Origin of the sequence: Pseudomonas sp. IzPS59 (genome assembly GCF_014863505.1) — a bacterium.
Lineage (GTDB): Bacteria > Pseudomonadota > Gammaproteobacteria > Pseudomonadales > Pseudomonadaceae > Aquipseudomonas > Aquipseudomonas kribbensis.
On record NZ_CP062251.1, the window covers coordinates 3,000,317 to 3,015,416 of the forward strand.

The 15,100-nt window shown below is 60.7% G+C and carries 15 protein-coding genes and 1 pseudogene; 5 read left to right on the forward strand and 11 right to left on the reverse strand.

What is annotated here, in order from left to right; all coding sequences use genetic code 11:
* Window positions 1-4 precede the first annotated feature (4 nt).
* Complete coding sequence (locus IF189_RS13415; RefSeq protein ID WP_192553477.1) at window positions 5-928, forward strand: magnesium transporter CorA family protein; 924 nt, start codon at window positions 5-7, stop codon at window positions 926-928.
* On the opposite strand, the gene IF189_RS13420 is transcribed toward IF189_RS13415, so the two are convergent.
* On the reverse strand, window positions 909-1,247 hold the full coding sequence (locus tag IF189_RS13420) for a DUF2834 domain-containing protein (RefSeq protein ID WP_134826750.1): 339 nt from the start codon (window positions 1,245-1,247) through the stop codon (window positions 909-911). The two genes, IF189_RS13415 and IF189_RS13420, sit on opposite strands and share 20 nt — an antisense overlap.
* A 251-nt stretch (window positions 1,248-1,498) precedes the next feature.
* Here IF189_RS13420 and ilvA point away from each other — a divergent pair.
* A pseudogene (ilvA, locus tag IF189_RS13425) lies at window positions 1,499-2,500 on the forward strand (threonine ammonia-lyase, biosynthetic); the annotation flags it as partial.
* Window positions 2,501-2,515: 15 nt separating this feature from the next.
* Here ilvA and IF189_RS13430 read toward each other — a convergent pair.
* Window positions 2,516-2,821, reverse strand: a complete 306-nt coding sequence (locus IF189_RS13430; RefSeq protein ID WP_134826760.1) for an NIPSNAP family protein — start codon at window positions 2,819-2,821, stop codon at window positions 2,516-2,518.
* 20 nt (window positions 2,822-2,841) lie between these two features.
* The gene (gene eco, locus IF189_RS13435) at window positions 2,842-3,327 is read right to left on the reverse strand and encodes a serine protease inhibitor ecotin (RefSeq protein ID WP_134826761.1); all 486 of its coding nucleotides are present in this window, start codon (window positions 3,325-3,327) and stop codon (window positions 2,842-2,844) included.
* Window positions 3,328-3,698: 371 nt separating this feature from the next.
* Between eco and IF189_RS13440 the strand changes: the two genes are divergently transcribed.
* Window positions 3,699-3,968 (forward strand): DUF1652 domain-containing protein, encoded by a 270-nt coding sequence (locus IF189_RS13440; RefSeq protein ID WP_085709758.1) that lies wholly within the window; start codon window positions 3,699-3,701, stop codon window positions 3,966-3,968.
* On the opposite strand, the gene IF189_RS13445 is transcribed toward IF189_RS13440, so the two are convergent.
* A complete protein-coding gene (locus IF189_RS13445; RefSeq protein WP_192553478.1) occupies window positions 3,965-4,363 on the reverse strand; it encodes a hypothetical protein in 399 nt (132 codons plus the stop codon). The genes IF189_RS13440 and IF189_RS13445 overlap by 4 nt on opposite strands.
* A gap of 91 nt (window positions 4,364-4,454) precedes the next feature.
* Window positions 4,455-4,724, reverse strand: a complete 270-nt coding sequence (locus tag IF189_RS13450; protein ID WP_192553479.1) for a DUF2790 domain-containing protein — start codon at window positions 4,722-4,724, stop codon at window positions 4,455-4,457.
* Window positions 4,725-5,216: 492 nt separating this feature from the next.
* Here IF189_RS13450 and IF189_RS13455 point away from each other — a divergent pair, with 492 nt between their 5' ends.
* Entirely contained in the window at window positions 5,217-5,513 is a 297-nt protein-coding gene (locus tag IF189_RS13455) for a hypothetical protein (protein WP_114882838.1), read from the forward strand.
* A 57-nt stretch (window positions 5,514-5,570) separates the two neighbouring features.
* On the opposite strand, the gene IF189_RS13460 is transcribed toward IF189_RS13455, so the two are convergent.
* Window positions 5,571-7,556, reverse strand: a complete 1,986-nt coding sequence (locus IF189_RS13460) for a type VI secretion system tip protein VgrG (protein WP_192553480.1) — start codon at window positions 7,554-7,556, stop codon at window positions 5,571-5,573.
* Between the two features lie 361 nt (window positions 7,557-7,917).
* Here IF189_RS13460 and IF189_RS13465 point away from each other — a divergent pair, with 361 nt between their 5' ends.
* Window positions 7,918-9,219: an OprD family porin gene (locus IF189_RS13465; RefSeq protein WP_114882842.1), complete on the forward strand. Its 1,302-nt coding sequence runs from the start codon at window positions 7,918-7,920 to the stop codon at window positions 9,217-9,219.
* 152 nt (window positions 9,220-9,371) lie between these two features.
* On the opposite strand, the gene IF189_RS13470 is transcribed toward IF189_RS13465, so the two are convergent.
* Genes IF189_RS13470 through IF189_RS13490 form a run of 5 tightly spaced genes read right to left on the reverse strand, consistent with a single transcriptional unit; the run spans window position 9,372 to window position 15,092 of the window.
* Window positions 9,372-9,992 carry a hypothetical protein gene (locus IF189_RS13470; protein ID WP_085709768.1) on the reverse strand — a complete coding sequence of 207 codons (621 nt, stop codon included), beginning with the start codon at window positions 9,990-9,992 and terminating at the stop codon, window positions 9,372-9,374.
* Window positions 9,993-10,036: 44 nt separating this feature from the next.
* The gene (locus IF189_RS13475; protein ID WP_192553481.1) at window positions 10,037-10,975 is read right to left on the reverse strand and encodes a carbohydrate kinase family protein; all 939 of its coding nucleotides are present in this window, start codon (window positions 10,973-10,975) and stop codon (window positions 10,037-10,039) included.
* A gap of 13 nt (window positions 10,976-10,988) precedes the next feature.
* Complete coding sequence (gene xylB, locus IF189_RS13480) at window positions 10,989-12,485, reverse strand: xylulokinase (RefSeq protein ID WP_192553482.1); 1,497 nt, start codon at window positions 12,483-12,485, stop codon at window positions 10,989-10,991.
* Window positions 12,486-12,499: 14 nt separating this feature from the next.
* Entirely contained in the window at window positions 12,500-13,972 is a 1,473-nt protein-coding gene (locus IF189_RS13485) for a mannitol dehydrogenase family protein (RefSeq protein ID WP_134826767.1), read from the reverse strand.
* A gap of 16 nt (window positions 13,973-13,988) precedes the next feature.
* Window positions 13,989-15,092, reverse strand: coding sequence for an ABC transporter ATP-binding protein (locus IF189_RS13490; RefSeq protein WP_192553483.1), 1,104 nt, complete (start codon window positions 15,090-15,092; stop codon window positions 13,989-13,991).
* Window positions 15,093-15,100 lie beyond the last annotated feature (8 nt).

Consider the following 15,100-nt stretch of genomic DNA (forward strand, 5'->3'; position numbering starts at 1 on the left):
CTCGATGATCAACAGCTTTACACTGAGCCACGGCGCACTGCAGCGGGTCGAACGGCTGGACGCCGAGGTGATGTTGTTCAGCGACCCCGATGCGGCTGAACGCGACCTGCTCCACAGTCACTTCAAACTGGATGAGCATGCTCTGGCCTCGGCGCTGGACCCGGACGAGGTGTCGCGGATTGAATTCCATCCCGATCATCTGTTCCTGATCTGGAAGCGCCCGGAGAACTACTCCGGCGGTGGCAGTCTGGCGTTCGAGGTGTCGTCCTGCGGTTTGCTGTTTTCGCCGGGCCAGTTGCTGGTGATCGCCACCGACGACACGCCGCTGCACGGTCTCGGCACGGGCCGGCCACTCAATACGCCGCTGGATGTGTTGCTGGACCTGCTGTTCAACAACATCCATCACTACCTCGGGCACCTGAAGGTGATCAAACTGGTTGCCCGGGAGTTGCAGCAAAAATTCAACGCCTCGATGCAGAACCAGCATCTGGTGCAGATGTTCAACCTCAGCGAAAGCCTGATCTATTACATCAACGCGCTGCACAGCAATGGCGCGGTACTGACGCGGCTGCGCAACCACGCCGAAAAACAGCATTTCGGCAGCGAAGCCATTGGCCTGATCGACGACCTGATCATCGAAAACAACCAGTGCTACAAGCAGGCGGAAATCTATTCCACGGTGTTTTCCGGGCTGATCGACGCCCGGGGCAACCTCATGAACAACAGCATGAACAACCTGCTGCGCAAGCTGACGCTGATCAACGTGGTGTTCCTGCCGCTCAACCTGATCGCGAGCATTGGCGGCATGTCGGAATTCAGCATGATGACCGCTGGCACGCCTTGGTGGGTGTCGTACCCGTTGTTCCTGGCGGCGATGTTGTTGGGGGCGGGCGGGATGCTGTTCGGGCTCAGGCGTCTGGCGAAATGACGGCGGCCGGGCGTTTGCGATCCTGCAGGCCCCGTACCACCAGGTACAACAGCGGCCCGACCGAAACAAACACCGCTGTCAGCAACAGATACGGCACCACCGACCAACCCGACTGCCCGCGCTTGCGCGCATCCTTGTACATCCAGATGCCGGCCAGGGTCGCCAGCAGATAAAGATCGATCACCACCTGTGCCGTGTCTGGCCGCGACATCAGACTGATACCGAAGTCGATCAGCGATTGCTCGGCTTGCAGCATCACGGAAACGGTGTAGCCGCTGAAGGCGATCAAAGCAGTGAGGGGCAGGGCGATGGACATCATGTATTCCTTCCTTGGTCAGATGAGCGAAAGGCCAGCCTACAGACCCAACGCAAAAATCGCCATTGACTTGCCAGCAATGCCCGGGCTAATTTCGAGCCCATGAATTCCACCGTACTGCGCTGCCAGCCAAGCATTATTACCGCCATTCCTCATTTGGCGGGCTAGCTCACGACTGCAGCACCCAACCCGCCCTAGAGGCGGGTTTTTACTTTCTGTCTCCGGGGTTCTGAATAAAAAGTCAGGAGACGACCATGCGCCACAGCCCCGACCAGCAAGCCTTGCTTGAGCAATACGTAAAAAAAATCCTCGCCGCGCCGGTGTATGAACTGGCGGTGCGCACGCCGCTGCAGCCGGCACCGGCTCTGTCCGAAGCGCTGGGCAACCGGATCCTGCTCAAGCGCGAAGACCTGCAACCGACGTTCTCTTTCAAGATCCGCGGCGCCTACAACAAACTGGTGCAATTGAGCGACGAGCAAAAGGCGCGCGGGGTCATCACGGCATCGGCAGGCAATCACGCTCAAGGTGTTGCGCTGGCAGCCCGTGAGCTGGGGATTGCGGCGACGATCGTGATGCCGGCGACCACGCCTGAGTTGAAAGTACTGGGTGTCAGCAGTCGGGGAGCGGAAGCGCTGTTGCATGGCGAAAGTTTTCCGTTCGCCCTGGCCCATGCACTGCAACTGGCCGAGCAGACCGGGCGAACGTTCGTCTCGCCGTTCGACGATCCTGACGTAATCGCTGGCCAAGGCACGGTTGCAATGGAAATCCTGCGTGAACATCAGGGCGCATTGGACGCCATTTTCGTCCCGGTGGGCGGTGGCGGGTTGATCGCCGGCATCGCCGCGTATGTGAAATACCTGCGGCCGGAGGTGCGGATCATCGGCGTGGAGTCGGAGCACTCGGCCTGCCTGAAAGCTGCGTTGCAAGCGGATGAGCGGGTGGTGTTGCCCAGCGTCGGCACCTTCGCTGACGGCGTGGCAGTGGCGCAGATCGGCGCCTATGGGTTCGAGGTCTGCCGCTTCTGCGTGGATGAAGTGATCACCGTCAGCAATGACGAGCTTTGCGCGGCGATCAAGAACATCTACGACGATACCCGCTCGATCACCGAGCCCTCTGGCGCGCTGGCGGTTGCGGGCATCAAAAAGTACGTGGCGCAGACCGGCGCGCGGAATCAGACACTGATCGCCATCGATTCCGGCGCCAATATCAACTTCGACAGCTTGCGCCACGTCGCCGAGCGCGCTGCGGCCGGCGACGTGGCTTAAGGATGTTCAGGGCAGCAGCGGGCGCAGGAAGCTGCGCTCGTAGCTGAAGATGAACTTCTTTTCGACCAGATCGGCCACCAGTGCCGTGCTTTCCGGGTCGGTCAGTGCAATGTGGCGATAGCTTTCGTAATCCGCCAGGGACGGAAAACTGAACAGGCAGTAAGCGATGTTGCTCGCGCCTTCCGAGGGCAGAAAATAGCCGTGATGCGTCCCGCCCAGCCGTTCGACGATGCCTAGCCACGTCTTGGCATAGGCTTCGAAGGCGTCGAGCTGGTAGGGATCAATCACGTATCTGACGTGGCAGGTAATCAATGCCGCTGCTCCTTGGCGAGTTACTCGGGGATGGCAGTGCCGACCTTGTCCGAAGCCGACCAGATGCGATAACGCACTTCGACGTCGGACGGTGCGTAAACCACGATTGGCAGTTTGCTGTTGTAACGCACGGTGAAGCCGTCACCGATCACAGGGACGAAGGCGCGCTTTTTCTGACTGCCGGGCGGGCAGGCCATCAGCGTGCTCATCGGGCCGCTGACTTTCTCGAGGCGGTAGAACGGATAGCCCCAGCCTTCGAGGTTTTTCTCTTCGAGGGTACCGCCCAGGCGCTGGCGGTTGCAGTCCACCTCGAGGGTCTTGCCGGCGAGGATCTCGACTTTGAAGTTGTCTTCCTGGGCCTGCTGCGGCAGGTGAATGACCTGGCGCGTGAAGCCCGCTTCGGCTTTGGGGTAGGGCGCCGTGTCTTCGAGTTTGGCGGCGTGGGTAAGGGTGGCGACGCTCGCGAGCATCAGGCCGGCCGTCGCGTAAACAGTGAAATTTCCCATTGGAGCCTCCTGGCGGGTGTACGTTGGTAGACGGGCATTCTTACTGTCATGGACGATGAATGCAAACCGCCAGCCGCATGCAAATTGCAGTGCCTGCACGATCGGATCTTGCATTTTGCAACTGGCCAGTTGCCTGCGTTTTCGCCAAGTCATTGATTTGGCAGGAGGTGAAAGCAACCCGATGAAAGGCACGTTTTATGCGTTGATTTGGTGCGGCGCACCGAGTTTGTGCGCCTACACTCCAATGGGCATTTCGCAGTACAACCGCTTGCCATACCCAGGGATTCAGCGGGGATACACCCGCCGGGAATAGTGGCAACGGTCAATGTGAATACTTGATTGGCAGTCTCACAGTAAGGAGAGGGTTCGCCATGTTTCTGTCTGCCTTGGAACTACGCAATATCATTGAAAGCAGCTTTCTGCCGAAACGCTGCCAGTGCACGCTGTCCCCGGATCTGTCGATGACCGTCAAGGTTTATGGCGATCACCGTACCGATCAGGTTGATCTGCTGGTCAGTGGCATCGACGCCAGTCACCTGAACAGCTGTCGCGAAATCAACGGCCTGATCGCCGGGTTGCGCTCCAATCTCGCGCAACACACGGCGACCCATCATTCAGTGCCGCGATCCAAAGTCGTTTAACCGACCGTTTCACCCAGTTCGACCGTTACGCGCCGGGCCTGCACGAAACCAAGGCCCAGCGCGAACTCGACCAGCACCGCGAGCAGAATCCCGGGGCCGGCATGGCCGTTGAGCCATTCAGCAAACCCCAGCACCGCCAGACCAAAACAGCCGACGATAAAACCGTTGTTCATTGCATTGCGCGCGATCGACACCGGCGCGTTGCGCACCAGATAGAACATCACCCCCAACGCTACGAACAGCACCGCCATGCGTCGTGCGACAAATCCTGCTGCCTCGGAGTATTCGATGCTCCAGATCGAAAGCAGTACTTGCGGCACGAGGCCCCAGGCCAGCGCCAACAGAACACACAGGGAAAAGGTGATGGTCGACAACGTGCGAAACGACAACTGCATGGCGAATCCTTGCGGCAGTGAGGAGGGGCTCCGAGCATAACCTTCGAGCCCCTTGCCCGCCTACCGCAAAGCCGCAAATCAGAGCTTTCTGTCAGTTCTGGAAGTCGCAGGCGTCAGACATTTTCCGGTATGTGATTTCCTCGGGTTTGCCTGACGTATCGATGTACTTCATGTCGGCATCAATGACTTTGCAAACCCTTGTTGGCTGCTCGGTCATCGAAACCACCTTCGCCACGTGCAGCGGCATGCCGTACTGGTAGGGCACAGCTTTGGAAGTGGTTGTGGTGTCATTGGCCTGGGTCAGCCCGGCAAACGCGGTGCAGGCGAGGGCGGTGGTGAGCAGGAACGGACGAATGTTCATGGAGAGACTCCCGTGCGACGGAAAGAAAGCCCGGCGTGAAACACGCCAGACCTGCCGCACTGGGCGTCAGCATCGGCTGAGAGCGTGCGGATGTGTAGAGTCTTTGACCACGGCGTTAAGCGAGGGTTAACCCGGCTGAATGCCGGCTGTCTGACGGGGGATTGTTTCTCGGGGGATTCTCGGCGCCTTCCTACAGGAACCGCTGCCTTGTCTGCTTCCGGCGGCTGGAGCGGGCGATTATGGTTTTGGTGTCGCTGCAAAATCAGCGACTTAGGTTTGGTCACCTAAAATAACAGCCCTCACAAGTGTGCCATTATTCGCTCCGTGGACATCTATGTCCTCGAAGTGCATTGCAGTGGCGGCTGTGTGCAGGGTCGCCCTCGGGCGTGCTGAGTTGGGTTGTTCTCGGTTGACCAAGCCTGCGCACAGTCCGCCTCCCCATCGTTTGGTCACGGTGTCGGCGGTTACTTACAACCTAATCGAGTAATCCCAATGCCAATACTGAAACTAAGCTCCGCCCGTTATCTCCCGCTCAACAGCGGTGTCACCGACAGCGCACCGCTGGTCATCGACACCGAAGCCAATCCCCAAGACATCTTCGAAGCCGCCGTCCAGCGCGTACGCGCCGCCGCCGACCTGCTCGAAACCCTGCATTGCCTGTGCTTCAAACACGCCGATGTCCAGGACATTCCCCACATCACCCATGCGCTGTACCTGCTGGCGCAGGATGGCAATGATTTGCTGCAGGTAGCCCAACAGAGAATGTTGAACTGGACCGCACCGGCCTGACATTTCGCCAGCGTTCAACGGGGGACGCGATGGTCCCCTGTTGAACAACGCTTAGCCTCAAGCGGATTTCACCACCTGTTTCGGCGACACGACGGTGCCAGGCTTGTCGTTGGCGGCCGGGGCCGGAATGACCGGCGGCAGAATCGCGATCCCGGTGCCGGCACCCGGTGCACCGCCGGTATTGGCCTTCACCTCCGCACCGCTGATGGTCACGCCACCGGCATCGACCTTGACGAAACTGCCGCCAGCCTTGGCCGTCAGCTCCATGCCGCCCTCGATCACGACTTTGTCGCCGGCGTGGTAGTGAATCTCCGTGCCTGCTTCCACGAACTGCCCGGTGCCGACCTTCACGTGCTGGGTCACGCCCACGGTCAGGTGATCGTTGGCGCGCATTTCGCTCTTGCGGTCCAGGTGAGTGATGCGGTGCTCCTCGACCTTGAATTCGCTCAGGGTATTGGCTTCGACGGTGTCGTGGCGTTCATTGCCGACGCGGATCTTCTGGTCGTGCTCGATGTTTTCGTCCCAGTCGCGCTGGGCGTGGATGTAGATCTGCTCCACACCTTTCTTGTCTTCGATGCGGAACTCGTTGTAGCCCTTGCCGCCTGGGGAACTCAGGGTCTTGAAGGTGCTGCGGGTCTTGTTCGCCGGCAGGTCGTAGGGAACGACGTTTTCCTTGTGGTACAGGCAACCGGTCACCAGCGGTTGGTCGGGGTCGCCCTCAAGGAAGGTCACCAGCACTTCCATGCCGATGCGCGGGATGGCGATGCCGCCGTAGGCCGCGCCGGCCCAGCCGCTGGCGACGCGCAGCCAGCAGGTGGTCTTGTCGTCGGCCTGGCCGTCGCGGTCCCAGTGGAATTGCACTTTTACGCGGCCGTACTGATCGCAGTGGATCTCTTCGCCGCCGGGGCCGGTGACGATGGCGGTCTGGCTGCCGAGGACTTTCGGTTTCGGGTGTTCGAGGGCAGGGCGGTAGTGCGCGTCCCACGGGGTGGCCACGAAGCTGTTGCGGTAGCCCTGGTGGAAATCGCTCTTGTTGTCGGTGACGTCGCTGGTGACGTTCTCGCCCAGCACTTGCGGTTGCTTGCCTTCGTGGAAGACTTCCAGCAGCAGCCACATATCGTTCCATTCGGCGCGAGGATGTTCGGCCAGGGTCAGGAAATGGCCCGTGGTCAGTGTCGGTTCGTCACCCTTGCCTTCGGCGAGTTTGTAGTCGCTGCGATGGCGTTCCAGGGCGCGGGTCGAAAGGAACTTGCCGCGCTCGCGGGTGGTGAAGCGGCCGGGATAATCGTAATCCTCAAGGTCTGGCATGAACGCGGATTTTGCCGCGCCCTCGGGCAGGATCTTCGGTTTTTCGAAATCGTAATCGCGACGGCTGACGCGGCTGGTACGGGTTTCCAGGCGCAGGTTGAAGCGCTTGATCACCGGTTTGTCGGCGGTCATGCCGGAGTCTTGCTGGTAGTTCACCGGTTTCAGTTTGCGAAACACGGTCTGGTCGTCGCCGAACACCAGTTTGTGGCCGCTGCTGCTGTGCTGGAAGTGGAAGTGAATGCCTTCCTCTTCGCACAGGCGCTGGATGAAATGCAGGTCGGATTCGTCGTACTGCACGCAGTAGTCGCGTTCCGGGTACTCGGCGCCGAGCTGGAAGCTGTAAGCGTCGGCCAGGATGCCGCGCTCTTCCAGAACACTGGCGATGATTTTCGGCACGCTGAGGTTCTGGAAGATCTGCTGGTCGTGGTTGTGCCGCAGGTAGGCCAGTTGCGGCACCAGGCTCAGGCTGTAACGGGTCAGGGTCTTGCCGGAATCGCCCTGTTCGATGCGATACACCAGGCCATGGATCTTGCCTTCGCCGGTGGCGCCGAAAGTCAGGCAGCCGGGCTTGTGCAGGAGTTCTTCGAGCTTGAGGTCAGGACGGGCGCTGACCAGTTCAATGTCGAAACGGAACGGTTCGTTGAGGGCTTCGCGACCGGTGAAGCTGAGGACTTGCAGGTCGGCGGAGGCGCCTTCGAGCGTGAGGGTAATGTGGGTAGCGTTGGCGTCCAGCATGCCTTGATTTCCGTCCTTTGGATTAGCGTGGGCGGATGGTGCAGGATTAAACGGCCTCGTTCAAGGCGCAAATGCCGTAGAAGCACAGCCCCGAAGGCATAGGGAAAACCCTTAGAACCCTGGTTTTACTCAGTAAAACCGGCACTTGGCGCTGCCAGTCCCAAGACTTCCGCCTGATTTGGCGCTCAGGAACAATCAGTCAGTTTCAGACTAAAGTCGCCTGTAGCGCGTCAAAGCCATCTGCCATCATGGGCGCTCACCCCCGCGTGTTCACTTCCTCCCGGCTCTTCACTGTCCCGGGACGGGAGCTATTTCTGGTTGTTTGCGCCCCCGCGCAATCGTTGTTCTGTTGGAGTTTTCAATGCGTCCCCCATTTCCCCTCATCACCCCGCGCCAGTCGTTTGGCTTCGGAGCCCTGGTGCTGTGCGCCGGTTTTACCGCGCAGGCTCAGGCCGGCGGTTTCTTTGAAGACACCACGGCGAAGATCGAATCGCGCACGGTGTACTTCAACCGCGATTTCCGTGATGGGCACACCTCCAGCGATCAGGGCGCGTCCAAGCGCGAAGAGTCGGCTCAAGGCTTCATTCTCAATCTGCAATCGGGTTACACCGAAGGCACCGTGGGTTTCGGCATCGATGCGCTGGGTATGGCGGGCTTCCAGCTCGATTCCAGCCCCGACCGCAGCAACAGCGGCCTGCTGCCGTCCAGCGGCGACAACCCGCGCGGTTCGAAAGGTCAGTACGCGAAAATGGGCCTGACTGCCAAAGTGAAAGTTTCGGACACGGTGCTGAAATACGGCGCGTTGCTGCCGGATCTGCCACTGCTCAAGTACAACGACGGCCGTCTGCTGCCGACCATGTTCAATGGCGCGATGCTGACTTCAAAGGAAGTGAAGGACTTGACCTTCATGGCCGCACGCCTGGACAAGTACACCGCCCGGGACTCGACCGACTCCCAGGACATCCGCGTGCACTGCAAGAACAAGCGCTATGCGTGCAATACCACCGCCGATCATTTCGACATGTACGGCTTCGACTACAAGATCAACGACCGCCTGACCGCGCAGTATCACTACGCCGAACTGGAAGACATCTATCGTCAGCACTTCGTGGGTCTGTTGGCCAACCAGCCGCTGGGTGATGGTGTACTGAAAGCGGATCTGCGTTTGCTGAAAAGCGCCGACAGTGGCGATGCAAAAGCCGGCTCCATCGACAACCGCGCCTTGAGCGGCATGCTGTCCTACGGCATCAGCGGCCACACGTTCAGCGCCGGCTGGCAGCGCATGAACGGCGACAATTCGATGCCGTACCTCGATGGCAGCAACCCGTACCTGGTGAACTACGTGCAGGTCAACGATTTCGCTGCCGCTCAGGAGCGTTCCTGGCAGCTGCGTTACGACTACGACTTCAAGGCCATCGGCATCAACGGCCTGAGCTTCCTGACTCGTTACGTGAACGGCGATCACATCAAAGTGCCGGGCAGCGATCAGGAAGGCAAAGAGTGGGAACGCGACAGCGAGCTGAAGTACGTGATCCAGAGCGGCACGTTCAAGGATGTCAGCCTGCGTCTGCGTAACGCGACGTATCGGACGAACTACGAGAAGTTCGCCCGGGATGTGGATGAGACCAGGTTGATCGTGAGCTACAATTTTTCGGTGTTGTAATCCTTAAGCCGGCGGTGCCTGAACTGACGCCATCGCTGGCAAGCCAGCTCCCACAGGTTTACTTGGTGCACACGAAATCGTGGCCACCGCAGATCCCTGTGGGAGCGGGCTTGCCCGCGATGGCGATCTCAATGTTACTGAGATCCTGGCATTTAGAGCCAATGCCAGAACCGGCTCCAGAACCCGCGATTCAAATCATCCTTGCACGCCGCATATTGCTGGCCGTACATGTCCGAGCGGTTCTGCACCTTGCGCGCCACCGGCGGCAGCCACGCCTTGCTGGCGTAGGTCTTCTGCCGGAAACCGCCCCAGCCCTCGTGGTAGTTGAGGTACTGGTTGTAGGCGTCGTACTTGTACACGCCGTTGATCGACGTGGTTTTGTCCATGTACCAGCCGACAAAGTCGATGGCGTCATCGAAGTCTTCACGGTCGGCGCCGTGGCGGCCGGTGCTTTTCTGGTAATCGGCCCAGACTTCATCCTTGGCCTGCGCGTAGCCCGCTGCGGTCGTGACGCGGCCCCACGGGATCACCCACAACAGGTATTTGCGCGGCGTCTTGGCGTCGTAGCGGTAGCCGGACTCCTGATACATGATCGCGAACGGCACCTGGATCGGTACGCCCCAGCGCTTTTGCGTGACTTGCGCGGCGTCGTACCAATCACTTTTCTCGCGGAAAATCTCGCAGAGGTTTTCCGGCGAACGCGGCGGCGATGTTCCGCAACCGCTCAGCAATGCCGCCAATACCAACAGTCCAACCGTGCGCCCCGAATTCAAAAGCCGTCATCCCGTCGTGCAAAAAAGGGCGCCAGTCTACGCGGTCAGGTCAACTGGTGGCGATAAGGCAAATCCGGACCTGTCTTGCTGCACGTCAGGGCGGCCGCCTGTACGGCAAACCCGAGCATGGCGTCGATCTGCTCGCGTTGCAGATGCTGTACGCCGTCCACCGAATCCAGTTCATGTTCGGTCAGCCAGGTGATCAACGCGGCCTGGAAGGTATCGCCGGCGCCGACGGTATCGGCGATTTTTACCGAGCTTGCCGGCATCGACCATGAACCGTGAGCACGGCTGAACACGGTCGCGCCTTCACCGCCACGGGTCAGGAACACCACCTGGCAGCGATGCTGCAACCAGCCTTCGATGACCCGCTGCGGATCCTGCTCGGGGTACAACAGGCTCAAGTCCTCGTCGCTGACCTTGATCAGATCCGCCAGCTCCACCAGCGTGGCGATCCGCTCGCGCCACAGGTCGATGTTCGGTTCGGGGTTGAGGCGCACGTTCGGGTCGAGGCTGATCAGGCGTTTGCCGCTTTCGCGCCGTATCAGGGCGAGCAGGGTATCGGCCACCGGTTGCACCACCAGCGAGAACGAACCGAAGTGCAAGCCGCGCACTTCCGGACCCAGCGCGGGCAGATGCGCCAGGCTCAACTGGCGGTCGGCGCAACCTTCACCGCGGAAGCTGTAATGCGGCGAGCCATTGGCACCCACCGCGACCATCGCCAGCGTGGTCGGTGCGGCGAAATCCACCAGAAAATCCGGGCGAACGCCTTCGTCCTGCAGCACTTGCTGCAAGCGCCGGCCGAGGTAGTCGGTGGACAGTCCGGCGAACAGCGCCGAGTCCACACCGAGGCGACGCAAACCCACCGCCACGTTGAACGGCGAGCCACCGGCAATCGCCTTGAAATTGACTTTCGACGCCTGCCCGCCGGCATCGTCTTCGCTGAAGAAATCGAACAGCGCTTCGCCACACACCAGGTACATAGTTGTTTGCTCTTTATAAGGTTGCGACATGCAGTCGATAGCGTTCATAGGCCTGCTGGAAGGCTGCGACATTGGCGGCAACCGGCAGGGTTTCACTGTTCAGGTCGAGCTTCACGCAGCGCTGGCACAGGTCGGCAAGGGTGTCTTCGTGGCCATTCGACCATGACTTGCACCACGCTGCCTGAATCGCCGCGCCGAGGGCGGCGGCTTCGCTTTGCTCGGTGCAGATCACCGAGGTGTTCATGATATCGGCGACGATCTGCCGCCACACCGCGCTTTTCGAGCCGCCGCCGATCAGGCAAATGCTGCGGCTTTGTAAACCATTCTGGCGCAACAGATCCAGTCCGAAACGCAGGCCGAAGGTGGTGCCTTCGACCGCTGCGCGGCACAGATTGGCTTGCGTCAGGTTATCGATCGTCAGGCCATGCAGGCTGCCGGTGGCATGGGGCAGGGGAGGCACGCGTTCGCCGTTGAGGAACGGCAGCATGCTCACGCCTTCAGCGCCGATCGGTGCTTGGGCGACAAGCGCGTTGAACGACTCAAGATCGAGCTCGAACAGCTCGCGAATCGCCCCGGTGGCGTTGGTCAGGTTCATGGTGCAGATCAACGGCAGCCAGCCGCCGCTGGACGAACAGAAGGTTGCGACCGAAGCATCCGGGCTGACCTTCGGCGCCTCGGCGTAGGCGTACACCGTGCCGGAAGAACCGAGGCTCATGGTAATCGCCCCCGGCTGAATATTGCCGGTGCCGATGGCGCCCATCATGTTGTCGCCGCCACCGCTGGACACCAGTGCGTTGGGGTTGACGCCCAGGTGTTCGGCAATCGCCGGCAGGATCGTGCCCACCGCTTGATGGGCGTCGATCAGCTCCGGCAGCGCCGCTTGCAGGCGGCCGCTGGCGTCGATGTCGCGCAGCAGTTGCAGATCCCATTGGCGGGTGCGCACGTTGAAGTAACCGGTGCCGGATGCGTCGCCGTATTCGCTGCAGCTACGGCCGGTGAGCCAGAAATTCAGGTAATCGTGGGGCAGCAGGATCCTGGCGATCCGTGAGAATACGGCGGGGTGTTGCTCCTTGGTCCACAACAGTTTGGACACGGTGTAGCCCGGCGCAATCACCACGCCGAGGCGTTCCAGCGAGCCTTTTTCGCCGCCCAGGTAAGTCAGCAGGCGGTCGTTTTCTGCCGTGGTTTCGGTGTCGCACCAGAGCTTGGCCGGGCGCAGGACCTGGCCTTGCTCGTCGAGCAGTACCAGACCGTGTTGCTGGCCGGAAACGCCGATGCCGAGGATCGACTGGCCGTCGACATTTGCCGCCAACAAGGCGCGGCGGGTGGCGAGGGCGAAGGCCTCCAGCCATTGTGCGGTGTCCTGTTCGCGACGGCCATTGGCGCCGCTGATCATCGTGTGGGCGGCGGCACCCTGGCCCAACACCTGACCGCTGGTGGCGTCGAGGATGATGGCTTTGGTGCCTTGGGTGCCGCAGTCGATGCCGAGGAAGAGTTGTTGGGTTGTCATGAGTGTTTCACCCGTCAGGACAGAATGCTTTCCAGCGTCCGCGTTACACCTTCCTCACGCAAGCTGTTCAGACACCACTCAAACGCCGCCACAAACTCCGCCGAACGCGGTATCGCCGTACCGAAAATCTCCTCAACCCCCAACAACCGCTCAGTGATCAAGGCATCCTCCGCCACCAACGCCTGACAAAACGCCGCCCGAGGATCCGGAATCGAGTAAGTGTCGCCATTCTCGTCCACGCCCTTCAGATAAAGCGCCCACGCCGCCACCACCAGCGCCGCACGCTTGGTCTCGCGTCCATCGGCAATCAACCGATTGATCGTCGGAATGGTGAACTTGGGAAACTTCGACGAACCATCCGAACACACCCGCTCAAGCTGATCGGCAATCGCCTGATTGGAGAACCGCGCCACCAGCGTGTTCTTGTACTCGGTCAGGTCGATGCCCGGCACCGGCGCCAGTTGCGGAGTCACGTCCAGGTCCATGTAGGCGCGCATGTAGCGCACGAACAGCGGGTCGTTCATGGTTTCGTGGACGAAGCGATATCCCTTCAAAAAGCCCAGATACGTCAGCGCCAGATGACTGCCGTTGAGCAGTTTGATCTTCATCTCTTCGTAGGGCGAAACATCGTCGGTGAACTGCACGCCGACCTTTTCCCAGGCCGGGCGGCCGTTGACGAATTTGTCTTCCAGCACCCATTGCACAAACGGCTCGCACACCACCGGCCACGCGTCGTCGACGGCGTGTTTGTCCGCCAGTTGCAGGCGATGCGCGGTGCTGGTCATCGGCGTGATGCGGTCGACCATGGCGTTGGGAAAGCTGACGTTGGCGTCGATCCAGTCGCGCAGGTCGGGATCGAGTAGCGCGGTGAACGCCAGCAGTGCCTTGCGGGTGACGGCGCCGTTGTGTGGCAGGTTATCGCAGGACATCACGGTGAACGCCGGAATGCCCGCTTTGCGTCGCCTGGACAGCGCTGCACAAAGGAAGCCGAACACGGTTTGCGGCTGTTGCGGGTAGGTCAGGTCGTGCTGAATCTGCGGCAGGTGCGCCATGAACTCGCCGTTGCTGTCATCGATGCAGTAGCCGCCCTCGGTGATGGTCAGCGAGACGATGCGAATCTGCGGATCGGCGAGTTTGTCGATCAGCACCTGGGCGCTGTCGCTGGCCAGCAGCATGTCGCGGATCGCGCCGATGACGCGGACTTCGGTGTCGTCGCTGTCACCCAATTCGAACAGGGTGAACAGGTAATCCTGTTCCTTGAGATCGTCCCGGGCTCGACGGTCTTCGGCGCGCAGGCCGACACCGCAAATGGCCCAGTCCAGCGCTTCGCCGGTGTTCATCAGCGCGTCGGTGTAATACGCCTGATGGGCGCGGTGGAAGCCGCCGACGCCGATGTGGGCGATGCCCTGGCGGGTGTCGCTAAGGCTGTAGGCCGGCAGTTTCACCTCGGCGGCGAGGCGGTTGAGGTTTTGCTTGTTCAGTTTCATCGGGTCAGTCTCGAAATCAGGCGGCGGCGCGCAACGGGCGGGTCAGTGCCACGCCGTCGGCATCGAATAGATGGCAGTGGGTGGCGTCCAGGTGCAGGTTCAGTTGTTCGCCGTAACGGCTCGCCAGATCACCGCGCACGCGCATGGTCAGGGCTTCGCCGGCGTTGGTCTTGACGTGGCAGAAGGTGTCGCTGCCCAGTCGTTCGCTGACGTCGGCGGTGACTTGCAGGGTGCAATCACCCGGCTGCGCCAGTTCCAGATGTTCCGGACGAATACCCAAAGTCACGGCGCTGCCGACGCTCAGGTTCGATGCATTGAACGGCAGGGTGATGCGTGTGCCGGCGTCCAGCGAGACTTCACAGCTCCCACCATCGATTCGGGCGATCTTGCCCTTGAGGAAGCCCATTTTCGGCGTGCCGAGGAACCCGGCGACGAACAGGTTGGCGGGGTTGTGATACAGGTCCAGCGGCGATCCGACCTGCTCGATCTTGCCGCCATTGAGTACCACGACCTTGTCGGCCATGGTCATGGCTTCGACCTGATCGTGGGTCACGTAGATCATGGTCGCCTTGAGGTCCTTGTGCAGGCGCAGCAGCTCCAGGCGCATCTGCACCCGCAGGGCGGCGTCGAGGTTGGACAGCGGTTCGTCGAACAGGAAGATTTTCGGGTTGCGCACGATCGCCCGGCCGATGGCCACGCGCTGACGCTGGCCGCCGGACAGTTGCTTCGGCTTACGTTCCAGCATCGGCCCCAGTTCGAGAATGCGCGCCGCTTCGCCGACTTTTTTCTCGACCTCAGCCTTCGGCACACCGGCCAGGTCGAGGGCGAACGACATGTTCTTCTTCACGGTCATGTGCGGATACAAAGCATAGGTCTGGAACACCATCGCCAGGTCACGCTTGGCCGGGCTGACTTCAGTGATGTCGCGCCCGTCCAGTTCGATGGTGCCGCCGCTGACTTCTTCAAGACCGGCGATCAGTCGCAGCAGGGTGGATTTGCCGCAGCCCGACGGGCCGACGAACACCACGAATTCCTTGTCGTTCACCTCAAGGTCGATGCCCTTGATGATGGAAAAGCCTTCGAAGCCTTTTTGCAGATTCTTGATTTTCAGGTTGGCCATGGTGGCGC

Coding starts and splice junctions, on each gene's coding strand:
- IF189_RS13415 (WP_192553477.1), top strand. CDS start 5: ATGATCAACAGCTTTACACTGAGCCACGGCGCACTGCAGCGGGTCGAA.
- IF189_RS13420 (WP_134826750.1), bottom strand. CDS start 1,247: ATGATGTCCATCGCCCTGCCCCTCACTGCTTTGATCGCCTTCAGCGGC.
- eco (WP_134826761.1), bottom strand. CDS start 3,327: ATGGGAAATTTCACTGTTTACGCGACGGCCGGCCTGATGCTCGCGAGC.
- IF189_RS13440 (WP_085709758.1), top strand. CDS start 3,699: ATGTTTCTGTCTGCCTTGGAACTACGCAATATCATTGAAAGCAGCTTT.
- IF189_RS13445 (WP_192553478.1), bottom strand. CDS start 4,363: ATGCAGTTGTCGTTTCGCACGTTGTCGACCATCACCTTTTCCCTGTGT.
- IF189_RS13450 (WP_192553479.1), bottom strand. CDS start 4,724: ATGAACATTCGTCCGTTCCTGCTCACCACCGCCCTCGCCTGCACCGCG.
- IF189_RS13455 (WP_114882838.1), top strand. CDS start 5,217: ATGCCAATACTGAAACTAAGCTCCGCCCGTTATCTCCCGCTCAACAGC.
- IF189_RS13460 (WP_192553480.1), bottom strand. CDS start 7,556: ATGCTGGACGCCAACGCTACCCACATTACCCTCACGCTCGAAGGCGCC.
- IF189_RS13465 (WP_114882842.1), top strand. CDS start 7,918: ATGCGTCCCCCATTTCCCCTCATCACCCCGCGCCAGTCGTTTGGCTTC.
- IF189_RS13475 (WP_192553481.1), bottom strand. CDS start 10,975: ATGTACCTGGTGTGTGGCGAAGCGCTGTTCGATTTCTTCAGCGAAGAC.
- xylB (WP_192553482.1), bottom strand. CDS start 12,485: ATGACAACCCAACAACTCTTCCTCGGCATCGACTGCGGCACCCAAGGC.
- IF189_RS13485 (WP_134826767.1), bottom strand. CDS start 13,972: ATGAAACTGAACAAGCAAAACCTCAACCGCCTCGCCGCCGAGGTGAAA.
- IF189_RS13490 (WP_192553483.1), bottom strand. CDS start 15,092: ATGGCCAACCTGAAAATCAAGAATCTGCAAAAAGGCTTCGAAGGCTTT.